Annotated in this window: 11 protein-coding genes; all 11 read right to left on the reverse strand. The window is 55.8% G+C overall.

Annotated features, from left to right (window positions below; all coding sequences use genetic code 11):
• Positions 1–24: 24 nt before the first annotated feature.
• Positions 25–2,730: a preprotein translocase subunit SecA gene (secA, locus tag AC007G_RS16260; protein WP_064384860.1), complete on the reverse strand. Its 2,706-nt coding sequence runs from the start codon at positions 2,728–2,730 to the stop codon at positions 25–27.
• Between the two features lie 59 nt (positions 2,731–2,789).
• On the reverse strand, positions 2,790–3,284 hold the full coding sequence (gene secM / locus AC007G_RS16265) for a secA translation cis-regulator SecM (protein ID WP_064793478.1): 495 nt from the start codon (positions 3,282–3,284) through the stop codon (positions 2,790–2,792).
• A gap of 252 nt (positions 3,285–3,536) precedes the next feature.
• The gene (lpxC, locus tag AC007G_RS16270; RefSeq protein WP_004857886.1) at positions 3,537–4,454 is read right to left on the reverse strand and encodes a UDP-3-O-acyl-N-acetylglucosamine deacetylase; all 918 of its coding nucleotides are present in this window, start codon (positions 4,452–4,454) and stop codon (positions 3,537–3,539) included.
• A 100-nt stretch (positions 4,455–4,554) separates the two neighbouring features.
• Positions 4,555–5,706 (reverse strand): cell division protein FtsZ, encoded by a 1,152-nt coding sequence (ftsZ, locus tag AC007G_RS16275; RefSeq protein ID WP_004857884.1) that lies wholly within the window; start codon positions 5,704–5,706, stop codon positions 4,555–4,557.
• A gap of 62 nt (positions 5,707–5,768) precedes the next feature.
• The gene (gene ftsA, locus AC007G_RS16280; protein WP_004857881.1) at positions 5,769–7,031 is read right to left on the reverse strand and encodes a cell division protein FtsA; all 1,263 of its coding nucleotides are present in this window, start codon (positions 7,029–7,031) and stop codon (positions 5,769–5,771) included.
• Positions 7,028–7,861: a cell division protein FtsQ gene (ftsQ, locus tag AC007G_RS16285; protein ID WP_004857878.1), complete on the reverse strand. Its 834-nt coding sequence runs from the start codon at positions 7,859–7,861 to the stop codon at positions 7,028–7,030. The genes ftsA and ftsQ overlap by 4 nt, the downstream gene beginning before the upstream one ends.
• 1 nt (position 7,862) lies before the next feature.
• Complete coding sequence (locus tag AC007G_RS16290) at positions 7,863–8,783, reverse strand: D-alanine--D-alanine ligase (protein ID WP_032689481.1); 921 nt, start codon at positions 8,781–8,783, stop codon at positions 7,863–7,865.
• On the reverse strand, positions 8,776–10,251 hold the full coding sequence (gene murC, locus AC007G_RS16295) for a UDP-N-acetylmuramate--L-alanine ligase (protein ID WP_032689482.1): 1,476 nt from the start codon (positions 10,249–10,251) through the stop codon (positions 8,776–8,778). The genes AC007G_RS16290 and murC overlap by 8 nt, the downstream gene beginning before the upstream one ends.
• Positions 10,252–10,298: 47 nt before the next feature.
• Positions 10,299–11,369 (reverse strand): undecaprenyldiphospho-muramoylpentapeptide beta-N-acetylglucosaminyltransferase, encoded by a 1,071-nt coding sequence (gene murG, locus AC007G_RS16300; RefSeq protein ID WP_064793479.1) that lies wholly within the window; start codon positions 11,367–11,369, stop codon positions 10,299–10,301.
• On the reverse strand, positions 11,366–12,625 hold the full coding sequence (ftsW, locus tag AC007G_RS16305) for a cell division protein FtsW (RefSeq protein WP_142630735.1): 1,260 nt from the start codon (positions 12,623–12,625) through the stop codon (positions 11,366–11,368). Before ftsW ends, murG begins: the two co-directional genes overlap by 4 nt.
• On the reverse strand, positions 12,625–13,941 hold the full coding sequence (gene murD, locus AC007G_RS16310; protein WP_046853098.1) for a UDP-N-acetylmuramoyl-L-alanine--D-glutamate ligase: 1,317 nt from the start codon (positions 13,939–13,941) through the stop codon (positions 12,625–12,627). Before murD ends, ftsW begins: the two co-directional genes overlap by 1 nt.
• Positions 13,942–13,943 lie beyond the last annotated feature (2 nt).

The following is a 13,943-nucleotide window of genomic DNA, read 5'->3' on the forward strand; positions in this document are numbered from 1 at the left end:
CGCCTTTATTTTCATGCTCTGAGCTTAGTTCAGACGGCCGTGGCACTGCTTATATTTTTTACCGGAACCACACGGGCAAGGATCGTTACGCCCCACTTTCCGCTCGCCGGTTTCCTCAGCCAGCGCAGCCGCGGCGGCAGTTTCGTCATCCTGATGGCTAAGCTGTTGCATCTGCGCCAGACGTTCGGCTTCCTCGCGGCGCTGTTGCTCCATTGCCTCAACCTCTTCCGGCATCCGCACCTGAACCTTACTCAGGGTGCTGATCACTTCATACTTCAGTGATTCCAGCATCGCGGCAAACATGGAGAAGGACTCACGTTTGTACTCCTGCTTCGGATCTTTCTGCGCATAGCCGCGCAGATGAATACCCTGACGCAGGTAATCCATCGCCGCGAGATGCTCTTTCCACAGGGAGTCCAGAGTCTGCAGCATCACGCCCTTCTCGAAATGACGCATCATTTCGGCGCCAACAACTTCTTCTTTACGCTGATAGGTCTCAATTGCGCTCTGCAGAATACGCTCTCGCAGCGTCTCTTCATGCAGCTCCGGCTCTTTGTCCAGCCACTCTTTCAGCGGCAGCTCGAGGTCGAAGTCATTTTTCAGACGTTCCTGCAGACCTTCAACATCCCACATCTCTTCCAGAGACTGCGGCGGGATATGGGCATCGATGGTCGCTTTGAACACATCTTCGCGGATGCTGTTAATGGTTTCGCTGACATCAGAAACGTCCAGCAATTCGTTACGCTGACTGTAGATTGCGCGACGCTGATCGTTAGCAACATCATCATATTCCAGCAGCTGCTTACGAATATCAAAGTTGCGGCTTTCGACTTTACGCTGTGCGTTAGCGATGGCCTTGGTGACCCACGGGTGCTCAATCGCTTCGCCTGGTTTCATCCCCAGCTTGCGCATCATGCCGGAGACACGGTCGGAGGCAAAGATACGCATCAGGGCATCTTCCATCGACAGGTAGAAGCGAGAAGAACCGGCATCACCCTGACGACCAGAACGGCCGCGCAGCTGGTTATCGATACGACGGGATTCATGACGCTCGGTACCAATAATGTGCAGACCTCCCGCCGCCAGAACGGCATCGTGACGAACCTGCCAGTCGGCTTTAATCTGCGCGATTTGCTCCGGTGTCGGATCTTCCAGCGCAGCAACTTCGGCTTGCCAGCTCCCGCCGAGCATAATATCCGTACCACGACCAGCCATGTTGGTGGCGATGGTCACCGCTGACGGGTAACCCGCCTGGGCAACGATATCCGCTTCGCTGGCGTGGAACTTCGCGTTCAGCACGTTGTGCTTGATACCGGCCTTGGTCAGTTCATGGGAAACCACTTCTGATTTTTCAATCGAAATAGTACCGACCAGAACCGGCTGACCTGCGGCAGTGCGCTCTTTGATATCTTCGATGATCGCCTGAATTTTTTCCGCTTCGGTCATATAGACCAGATCCGCCATATCTTTACGGATCATCGGGCGGTTAGTCGGCACCACTACGGTATCCAGCTTGTAGATAGAGCTGAACTCGAAGGCTTCGGTATCTGCCGTACCGGTCATCCCCGCCAGCTTCTCATACAGACGGAAATAGTTCTGGAAGGTGATGGAGGCCAGCGTCTGGTTTTCATTCTGGATATCCACGCCTTCTTTCGCTTCAACGGCCTGGTGGAGACCATCAGACCAGCGACGCCCCTGCATCGTACGACCGGTATGCTCGTCGACGATGATCACTTCGCCATCTTTGACGATATAGTCAACGTCACGGGTGAACAGCACGTGCGCGCGCAGCGCCGCCGTCACGTGATGCATCAGCATAATATTGGACGGCGAATACAGCGATTCGCCTTCGTCCATGATCCCTTCCTGTACCAGCAGCTCTTCGATCAGCACCAGACCGCGTTCGGTCAGGTTAACCTGGCGCGCTTTTTCATCAACGGAGAAGTGGCCTTCACCAGTAAAGGTGTCGGAATCTTCTTTATCCTGACGAACCAGGTGCGGGATGATTTTGTTCACGCGCTTGTACATTTCCGAGCTGTCTTCTGCCGGACCGGAAATGATCAGCGGGGTACGCGCTTCATCGATCAGAATCGAGTCCACCTCATCCACCAGCGCATAGTGCAGCTTACGCTGAACGCGCTCTTCCGGGCTGAATGCCATATTGTCGCGCAGGTAGTCAAAGCCGTATTCGTTGTTGGTACCGTAGGTAATATCCGCACCGTACGCTTCACGTTTGGCTGGCGCCGGTAAACCGGACATGTTGATCCCGACGGTCATACCGAGGAATTCAAACAGCGGGCGGTTGTTTTCAGCATCACGCTGTGCCAGATAGTCGTTGACGGTAACCACGTGAACGCCTTTACCGGACAATGCATTCAGGTAGGCCGGCAGCGTTGCGGTCAACGTTTTACCTTCACCGGTACGCATTTCCGCGATGCAACGCTGGTTAAGCACCATACCGCCCAGCAGCTGGACGTCGAAGTGGCGCATACCAAATACACGTTTACTGGCTTCACGAACCACGGCAAAGGCTTCCGGGATCAGGCTCTCCAGGCTTTCGCCCTTTTCAAGGCGAGCACGAAACTCAGCGGTTTTGCCTTTCAGCTCGTCATCGGAGAGCTTTTCCATCTCCGGTTCCATGGCATTGATGAGGCCAACGGTTTTGCGCATACGGCGCAGGGTACGATCGTTACGACTACCGAAAACTTTAGTTAATAATTTGATTAGCATAATAAAATCTCAAACGCCCCGCGATGCGGAGTCACAAAAAAGAATCATCCGTTTTTAGTTCAGCTGAGACGTTGAGGTCCTGCGCGAATCCCTGCCACCTGGCTAATCCAGGCCGAGACAGAAAATGCAGAATGGGACGGGGTGTAAGCCGCCTGGCGAACGATCACCGGCGGTTTGCTCTCCTGCGTCAGCAGTGCGCTGAGCGTGTCAAGCAAAGCCAGATGCTGCGCCTGGAATGGCGAAGGCTCTTCGGCAACCGGCAGCGCTTGCGGCGCCATCGCAAATGAGAGATGACGAATAACCGTGCGGATCGCATGCTGATGCCAGTAATCGACGGTAAAATTCGGTCGACGGCTGGCGTCAAGCAGCGCCAGCTGGGAGAAATTGACTTTATTCGGGCTGTGGTTGCTGGCCGTGGTTTTCGTCGGCGAGGCCGTTTCGTGGCTATTGCTCAGCGCAGGCAGGCCAAAGCTAGCCGCGACCATCCCCAACAGGAGATGCGGCCAGAAATACCGTCTGCCAAACTGTCGCCAGCGCGTCAGCAATCCACTCACGTACGTTACCTTTAGTTGAAGCAACCCCAGGAAATATTTTTTGCGCCCAAATACTACCATTAATACTGCACGACAGCAGCAGGAATGACGGTTGCGACAAGGCAAAAACGTTCAATAAATCAGCGAACGAACAATGAACAGCGCCGCAGAATCAGGGCAGAACCAGCAGGGGAAGGCAAAAAAAGAAAAAAGACTGGCTCCCTGGTCGGAGAGAGTACCAGGTTACCAGTCTGTTTTACTGAATGGTCAGGCTTATGCCATAACCATTGACGGTGCGCGGAATGCCAGCGGCAGTTCTGCTTCGTCTTCGAAAGTCACGTACTCCCAGGCTTCCTGTTTTGCCAGAACAGCCTGCAGCAGTTTGTTATTCAACGCGTGACCTGATTTGAACGCCGTGAATGCACCGATGATATTGTGACCACACATAAACAGGTCACCGATCGCATCCAGCATTTTGTGGCGCACAAACTCATCTTCAAAGCGAAGACCGTCTTCGTTCAATACGCGATAATCGTCAACAACGATGGCACAATCGAAGCTGCCGCCCAGGCACAGGCCGCGGGACTGCAGATATTCGATATCACGCATAAAACCAAAAGTACGAGCGCGACTAATCTGGCGCATAAATGCATCAGCAGAGAAGTTCATCGCATAGCGCTGGCTGCTTGCATCAATCGCCGGGTGGTTAAAATCGATGGTAAAATCCAACGAAAAACCATTATACGGTTTGAATTCAGCCCATTTGTCGCCATCTTCGACCCGAACGGTCTCTTTGATGCGTACAAATTTCTTGGCACAGTTCAGTTCATCGATGCCGGCGTCCAGCAGCAGATAAACGAACGGGGCAGCGCTACCATCCATAATTGGAATTTCCGGCGCATCGACTTCAACAACGATGTTGTCAATGCCGAGGCCTGCCAGTGCGGCATTCAAGTGCTCGACAGTCGAAATCCGCACGTCATGCTCGTTCACCAGGCAAGTACAGAGCATGGTATCACGCACAGATTTGGCATCAGCCGGAAAATCAACCGGTGGATTCAAGTCGGTGCGACGATAGATGACCCCGGTATTTGCCGGCGCAGGGCGCAACGTCAGGGTGACTTTCTTGCCGGTATGCAAACCGACGCCAGTCGCCTGAACGATACGTTTAAGAGTCCTTTGTTTGATCATCGTATAATCTCGCCAAGTTACCTATCCAACCGAAGTGTACAATACATTCGGGTGGGCAGTTTAGCACAAAGAGCGCTGATGCCCAACTTCCAGCCAATTCTTAATCAGCTTGCTTACGCAGGAACGCTGGGATATCCAGATAATCCGGCTCTTTCGCAGTTTGCGGTGTATTGTCGTTCACCACCTTGGCAACCGGTTTCTGCTCTTGAGTTAACGGAGCCATACCGTGCTGCTGGTAGCGATCCATGACCGGCTGCTGAACCTGTTTGTTGGTCACCAGGGTAATTTCCGGACGCTTGTCCATACCGATACCGGTGGCCACAACGGTCACACGCAGTTCGTCGTTCATATCCGGGTCAAGGGAAGTACCGATAACCACGGTCGCATTATCCGAAGCGAAAGCACGGATAGTGTTACCCACGGTTTCGAACTCATCCAGACGCAGGTCGAAGCCGGCCGTAATGTTGACCAGAACGCCGCGCGCGCCGGAGAGATCGATATCTTCCAGCAGCGGAGAAGAGATAGCCATTTCAGCCGCTTCTTCCGCACGGTCTTCACCGCTCGCCACGCCGGAGCCCATCATCGCATAGCCCATTTCGGACATTACGGTACGCACATCCGCAAAGTCGACGTTCATCAGACCCGGACGGGTAATCAGTTCGGCGATACCCTGCACTGCGCCTTTCAGCACGTCGTTTGCTGCGCCGAAAGCGTCCAGCAGAGAGATGCCGCGGCCGAGAACCTTCAGCAGCTTGTCGTTCGGAATGGTGATCAGCGAATCCACATGCTTGGACAGCTCAGTGATCCCCTGCTCGGCGAACGCCATGCGCTTTTTGCCTTCAAAATTAAACGGCTTAGTGACCACCGCAACGGTCAGGATGCCCAGGTCCTTCGCCACTTCAGCGACGACTGGCGCTGCACCGGTACCGGTGCCGCCACCCATACCTGCCGCGATAAACACCATGTCTGCACCATCAAGAGCAGCACGCAGCGCTTCACGGTCTTCATCAGCCGCATTGCGACCGACTTCCGGGTTTGCACCGGCACCCAGACCTTTGGTAATACCGCTACCGATCTGAATTGTCTGGCCAACAGCCGTTTTACGCAGTGCCTGCGCATCGGTGTTCACCGCAAAGAATTCAACACCTTCGATGCGCTCGCGCACCATGTGCTCGACGGCATTGCCACCGCCGCCACCGACGCCGATGACTTTAATCACCGCGTCGTTGGTCAGTTCCATAGGTTCAAACATAGTTTCTCTCCGTTTTGTGCCTGTCGCCTGAGAACGCTAATTTTCTGCGTTCTCTTAAAAAATTAAAACTCTTTTCGCAGCCAGCTATTAAGTCGCTTAATCCACGAGCCAACTGATGCAGTTACGCGTTTTTCTACTTCTGCTTCACCACTGAGATGAGATTCCTTCCCGTAGTGCAGCAACCCAACCGCCGTCGAATAATACGGCTCCTGGGCATAATCCGTTAAACCGGTAATATTCAGCGGTGCGCCAATACGAACCTGCGTATGGAACACGCGCTGAGCACAGGCGGCAAGACCTTCGATTTGCGCGGCGCCGCCCGTTAAAACAATCCCTGCCGCCAGATGGTGTTTCACCCCTTGCTGGCGCAGCTGCTCTTGCAGTTGCAGAATCTCTTCATTCACCAGGTTGAGCAGCTCGGTATAACGCGGCTCAATCACCTCTGCCAGCGTCTGGCGCTGCAGACTGCGCGGCGGACGCCCGCCCACGCTCGGTACTTCGACGTTTTCGTCTTTACCGACAATAGAACCCAGCGCACAACCGTGGCGAACTTTAATCGCTTCGGCATCGCTCGGCGGCGTTCCGAAAGCGTAAGCGATGTCGCTGGTGACCACGTTGCCCGCGTACGGGATCACTTTGGTATGGCGCAGCGCACCGCCGGTATACACGGCGATATCCATTGTACCACCGCCGATGTCCACGACGCAGACACCCAGCTCACGTTCATCTTCCGTCAACACGGAATAACTGGCCGCTAAACCGGCGAAAATGAGTTGGTCCACTTTCAGGCCGCAACGTTCCACCGCTTTAACAATATTTTTCGCCATATCGTTATGGCAGGTAATCAGATGGACTTTTGCCTGCATACGTACGCCAGACAGACCCACCGGGTTTTTAATCCCTTCCTGGTAGTCGATAGCGTATTCCTGCGGGATAACGTGCAGGACACGATGCTCATCGCGTACGCGGACCGATTTCGCGGTATGCACCACGTTCTCAACGTCGTCCAACGTGACTTCTTCTTCTGAAATCGGCACCATGCCAATTTCATTTTGACAGCTAATATGTTTACCTGAAAGCGCCAGATACACTGACGAAATCTGGCAATCCGCCATCAGTTCGGCCTGATCAATGGCGCGCTGAACGCATTTCACCACGGATTCCAGGTCGTTAACCCCGCCTTTATCCATACCACGCGATGGGCAACTGCCCACGCCAATGATATTGACCACGCCGTCGGGCAGAACTTCCCCTACTAAAGCGGCAACCTTCGCGGTGCCAATCTCCAGTCCAACTACCAGTTTTCTGTCCGTCGCCTTGATCATTGTTGTTCTGCCTGTGCCTGATTCTGTTGTTGATTAGTTTCCTCTGCGGGAGCAGGTACCCAGCCCACCGCCGCGCCCGAGTCATAACGCAAATCAACGTAGCTTATCCGTTTGCCGTCGGTCTGCGCTTGCTGCTGTAGAACCGGGTAGAGTTCCATAAAGCGCTGAAGCCGTTTCATGGTATCGCCTCGGCCAAGGTTGAGCTTAATATCGTTATTCAGCGTCAACTGCCAGGAACGACGTGCGGTCATCGCCGCCACTTTCAACGTGAACTTATCCTTTGCCAGTACCTGCCCCATGTCGCGATACCCCTGCAACACTTCGTTCTCACTGCCTTCCGGGCCGTACAACATCGGTAAATTCTGCTTATTGGTCCGATCCGCCGGGACGCTGAAGGAATTGCCTTCTACATCGACCATATGTTGATCATTCCAACGCGCAATCGGCACATATTCAACCAGATGAATCTTCAATTCGTCCGGCCACTGCTTTCTGACGCTCGCCTGCTTAATCCACGGCAGACGCTCAATCTGACTCTGGATGATATTGACATCCTGGGTCATAAAGGTCCCCGGGGAACCCAGCGCCAGAATCGCCTGGCGGATATCATCATTACGCGTGTAGTGACGCTCACCGGTAACAACCATCCTGGACAGAGGCAAACGCTGTGCATCCTCCATCCAGCCCAGAACCATCCACCCGCTGACCAACACGGTACATAGCACCGTCAGCAGGAAGACAATCCCGGCCAGACGAGTTCCATTACTCCGACGCGAAGAAGAGGCTTCCTCTTCTTCGTGGTTCCGCGTATTCAGCGCAGCCTGCGACATATCACCCCGCCAGGTCCAGAATTCGAACAACAAGCTGCGAGAAGCTCATCCCGGCCTGACGCGCCGCCATCGGCACCAGGCTGTGGCTGGTCATGCCAGGGGATGTATTTGCTTCCAGCAAATAAAACTGGCCATCGCTGTCCAGCATCACGTCAATACGTCCCCAACCTTTACAACCGAGAACATTCCAGGCTTTAACGACCAGGGCCTGAATTTCTGACTCGCGGGCAGGATCTTCACAACCAGGGCAGAAATATTGCGTCTCATCAGAGAGATACTTCGCCTCATAATCATAGAAGGTTCCAGCCACCTGGATACGAATTGACGGTAAAATTTCTTCACCGACGATAGCGACGGTGAATTCAGGCCCACTAAGCCATTTCTCAATCAGAACATCTTCATCATGCTGAAAAGCCAGCGTCAATGCATTATGTAATGCACAACTTTCGCTGACTTTCGACATGCCGACGCTCGAACCTTCGCAAGCCGGTTTAACAATCAGTGGCAGACCCAGTGCGGCAATCTGCTGTTCCACTTCAGCAGACAGGCCGGCATTGAACTGCGCACGCGTCAGCGCAACCCATGGAGCGACCGGTAATCCCGCGCCCTGCCACAACAATTTGCTGCGAACTTTATCCATGGAGATCGCCGACGCCATCACGCCGCTGCCGGTGTAAGGCAACTGAATCAGCTCCAGCAGCCCCTGCAAGGTCCCATCTTCCCCACCGCGACCATGCAACGCAATAAACGCTTTCTTAAAGCCCAGCGCTTTCAGCTGGGTAACATCCACGTCGCGCGGATCGACAGGGTGCGCATCCACGCCAGCTTCACGCAGACCTGCCAGTACCGCAGTCCCTGAATTGAGCGACACTTCGCGCTCAGCAGAGGTACCGCCGAAAAGAACCGCGATTTTATCAGCCATGGCGCTCCTCCTCCGTTTTTTGCGGCACGAGTTTGATTTCAGCCAGGTGGCGGGCGATTTTTCCAATGTTTCCCGCGCCCTGCACCAGGATCAGGTCATTGCCGGTCAGCACCGATGCCAGCATCTGCGCTGCCTGTGCCGGATCGGAAAGCAGAATCGGATCTACCTTGCCGCGACCGCGAATCGTACGGCACAGCGAACGGCTGTCGGCGCCAGGAATCGGCGCTTCACCGGCGGAATAAACGTCCAGCATCAGCAGCGCATCAACCTGCGTCAGCACGTTAGCGAAATCGTCATACAGATCGCGCGTACGGGTGAAGCGGTGTGGCTGGAATAACATCACCAGATTTTTATCCGGCCAGCCGGCGCGCGCCGCTTTGATCGTGGCATCCACTTCTGTCGGGTGATGACCATAGTCATCGATCAGCATCGCGCTGCCGCTTTTGCCATTAACCTCAGCCAGCGGATATTCACCGAGAAAATCAAAGCGACGGCCGGTTCCCTGGAAACTTTCCAGCGCCCGCAGGATCGCGCTGTCATCAATGCCCTCTTCCGTCGCGACCGCAACCGCCGCCGCCGCGTTCAGCGCGTTATGACGACCGGGCGCATTCAGGGTCACCTGCAGCACCTCTTTATCCTGACGAACCAGGCGGAAGTGGCCCTGGGCGCCAACCTGACGGTAATCCTCTACGCGCACGTCGGCATCTTCGCTAAAACCGTAGGTGGTTATCTGACGGCCAACGCGCGGCAGCAGTTCACGAATCACCGGATCATCGACGCACATCACCGCGCGGCCATAGAACGGCAGGTTGTGCAGAAAGTTAATAAAGGTCTGCTTCAGATTCTCAAAGTCGCCATGATAGGTATCCATGTGATCGGCTTCGATATTGGTCACAATGGCGACCATCGGCTGCAAATGCAGGAACGATGCATCGCTCTCATCCGCTTCCGCAATCAGATAGCGGCTATGCCCGAGGCGGGCGTGAACGCCTGCCGCTTTAACCAGTCCACCGTTGACGAAGGTGGGATCAAGACCTGCTTCCGCATAAATACTGGAGACCATCGCCGTGGTCGTGGTCTTGCCGTGGGTGCCGGCAATCGCGATGCCATGACGAAAACGCATCAGCTCCGCCAGCATTTCCGCGCGACGAATGACCGGAATACGCGCTTCATGCGCGGCAACAATCTCCGGGTTTTCCGCAGAGATTGCGCTGGAAACGACGACCACGCTCGCATCGCGAACGTTTTCCGGGCGATGATTGAAATAGATCGTGGCGCCAAGTTGCGACAGCTGCTGCGTTACCGGATTCGGCGCCAGGTCGGAACCGCTAATCTGGTAGCCTTCGTTAGCCAGAACTTCGGCAATACCGCCCATACCGGCACCACCGATGCCAACAAAGTGAATATGCCGGACGCGACGCATCTCGGGCACTATGGAACGCAGTTTCGCCAGATCTTGTGTATTCATTCTTTACGCCATCAACTTCTTTATACGGGCGGTGAGATTCACCGCGATTAGCGCGCCAGTGCTGCAGCGCTCACTTCTTCTGCTACCCGTTCGGTAGCATCCGGAATCGAGGCTCTACGCGCTCGTTCCGCCATATCCAGCAGCGTTTCCCGATCCCAGCCAGCCAGCGTCTGCACGACGGCATCGACGGTGAACTGAGGCTGTTCGAGAATTTTCGCTGCACCCGCTTTCTCCAGCGGCAGTGCATTCCAGTACTGCTGACGATCCTTGTGCTGAAACGGCACAAACAACGCCGGTAAACCTGCTGCGGCAATTTCACTTACCGTCAGGGCACCGGAACGACACACAACAACATCGGCCCAGGCATACGCCGCCGCCATGTCATCAATAAATTCAGTCACTTTATGCTGCGGCTGCCCGGCATCCGCATAGGCCTGCTGCACCGTCTGCTGGCCGCCTTTCCCGCTTTGATGCCAGATAGTGACCGCCGTGCCCAGTTTCCCCGCCACCTGCGGCATCGTCTGGTTCAGCACGCGAGCCCCCTGCGAGCCACCCACCACCAGCACGCGAATCGCCCCCTGGCGCCCGACCAGACGCTGTTCCGGTAACGGCAGCGCAAGCACATCAGTACGCACCGGGTTGCCCACCACGTCAGCATGCGGAAACGCACCAGGGAACGCCTGCAGCACCTTCTTCGCGATCTTTGCCAGCCATTTGTTTGTCAGGCCCGCAATGCCGTTTTGCTCATGCAGCACCACCGGGATACCCAGCGACCAGGCCGCCAGACCGCCAGGGCCGGAAACGTAACCGCCCATCCCCAGCACAACATCCGGCTGGAAACGCTTCATGATCGCCCGCGCCTGACGCCAGGCGTTGAAGATCCGCACCGGTGCTAACAGCAGCGCTTTCAGCCCTTTACCGCGCAGGCCGGATATACGGATAAAATCAATTTCAATGCCGTGCTTCGGCACTAAATCCGCTTCCATACGATCGGCGGTACCGAGCCAGCGAACCTGCCAGCCCAGATCCATTAAATGGTGCGCGACCGCCAGCCCCGGGAACACATGTCCACCGGTACCGCCCGCCATCACCATTAGCCGCTTTTCCTGACCGCTCATCGAACACCCCGTGTAAACGCCTGGGCTTTTTCCAGACGCGTTTCATAATCAATTCGCAACAGCAACATGATGGCCGTCGACATAATCAGCAAACTGGAACCGCCGTAACTGATAAGCGGCAGCGTCAGGCCTTTCGTGGGCAGCATGCCCGCCGCCGCCCCGACGTTAACCAGCGCCTGGAAGCTAAACCAGATTCCAATGGCGCAGGCCAGGAAGCCGGAAAAGCGATGATCAATCTCCAGCGCCTTACGCCCAATCGACATGGCGCGAAAGGCGACGAAGAATACCATTAATAGGGCCAGTACCACACCGATATAACCGAGTTCTTCGCCGATAATGGCGAAGATGAAATCGGTATGCGCTTCCGGTAAATACTCCAGTTTCTGTACCGAGTTGCCTAAGCCCTGACCCCACATTTCGCCGCGGCCGAAAGCCATCAGCGACTGAGTCAGCTGGTAACCGCTGCCAAACGGGTCTTCCCACGGGTTCCAGAAAGACGTTACGCGGCGAATACGGTACGGTTCGGCAAGGATCAGCAGCACCACCGCCGAGATCCCCATGCCGATAATGGCAATGAACTGCCACAGCTTGGCACCGCCGAGAAACAGCATCGCCAGGGTGGTGACGAACAACACCACTACCGTACCGAGGTCCGGCTGCGCCAGCAGCAGAATGGCCAGTACGAAAATCACGCCCATCGGCTTTAAGAAGCCGCGCAGGTTATTCCGGACCTCATCGCCTTTACGCACCAGGTAGTTGGCGATGTAGCAAAACAGCGACAGCTTGGTAAATTCCGCAGGCTGAATACGCAGCGGACCCAATGCAATCCAGCGCGATGCCCCGTTTACCGAGCTACCGACGACCAGGACGATCAGCAACATGACGATCGACGCAATCAACATTGCCGTACTGTGCCGCTGCCAGAACTCCATCGGCAGACGCAGCGTCACGAGAGCCAGGCCCAGCGCCAGAAGAATGTATAACCCGTCGCGCTTGGCGAACAGAAAAGGATCGTTGGCCAACCGCTGCCCTACCGGCATGGAAGCCGAGGTCACCATAATGAAACCTACGGCGGCCAGGCCAAGCGTCAACCACAACAGCATCCGGTCATACATAACCAGGCTATCGTTATCTTTCTGCCGCGAGCCCATCACCCAGCCTTTCAACGCCGCAAACAGCCAGGCGAAGATAAACATCCCCGGCAGGCGCGGCAGTCTCCACTGAGGCATTCTCAGGCGCGGGAGGGATAAACGCATCAACCTAACTCCTTCGCCAGGCGGGCAAAGACATCGCCCCGTTGTTCGAAACTCTTAAACTGATCGAGGCTGGCACAGGCTGGCGATAACAGCACCATATCGCCCGACTTTAGCAGCGGGGCAATCTGGCGCATCGCCTCTTCCATCGTCCCGGTTTGCGTCGCCACTTCCGGGCGCAGTGCCGCCAGCTGCTCGCCATCGCGACCGAAGCAGTACAGGCGGATATTGTCGCCTGCCAGATAACGCTTCAGCGGCGTGAAATCAGCGGATTTCCCATCGCCACCCAGCAGCAGATACAGGGTACCGTCCAGATGCAGCCCGTTCAGCGCCGCTTCGGTACTGCCGACGTTGGTGGCTTTGGAATCGTTGATCCAACGCACGCCGTTATGATCCAGCACCAGCTGGAAACGATGCGCCAGACCGGTAAAGGTGGTCAGCGCCTTGAGACTGCTGGCCCGCGGCAGACCGGCAGCATCAGCCAGCGCCAATGCAGCCAGCGCGTTGCTGTAGTTGTGTTGCCCGGTGATGTGCATCTCTTTGACGTTCAGGATCTTCTCACCTTTCACTCGCAGCCAGGTTTCTCCCTGCTGGCGGTTAAGGTGATAGTCGCCGACATCAACGCCGAAGCTGATGCAGCGCTCATCGGCGCCGCGTACCGGCATCGTCAGCCCATCATCGGCATTCACAATGCAGGTTTTCGCATTTTCATACACCCGCAGTTTGGCCGCACGATACTGCTGCAGACCCAGCGGGTAACGGTCCATATGATCCTCGGTCACGTTGAGGATCGTTGCGGCCACCGCCCGCAGACTGGAGGTGGTTTCCAGCTGGAAGCTGGAGAGCTCCAGAACGTACAGTTCGCGGTCCGCATCGAGTAACATCAGCGCCGGCAGGCCGATATTGCCGCCAACGCCGACATTCATGCCGGCCGCTTTTGCCATCTCGCCTACCAGCGTCGTCACGGTGCTTTTCCCGTTCGAACCGGTAATAGCGATAATCGGTGCCTGCGCTTCGCGGCAGAACAGCTCAATGTCACCGACGATTTCCACGCCAGCATCCGCCGCTGCGCTCAGCGCAGGATGCGCCAGCGCGATACCAGGGCTTGCCACAATCAGATCCGCTGCCAGCAGCCAGTCTTCATTCAGGCCCCCCACGTAGCGTTCTACCTCTTCCGGTAGCTTCTCCAGCCCGGAAGGCGCGACGCGGGTATCCATCACGCGCGGCGTCACGCCGCGCGCCATGAAAAAGTCCACGCATGACAGCCCGGTCATTCCCAGGCCAATAATGACGACTTTTTTACCCTGATAATCTGCCATGA

It is taken from the genome of Klebsiella sp. CSG-1, assembly GCF_056521145.1.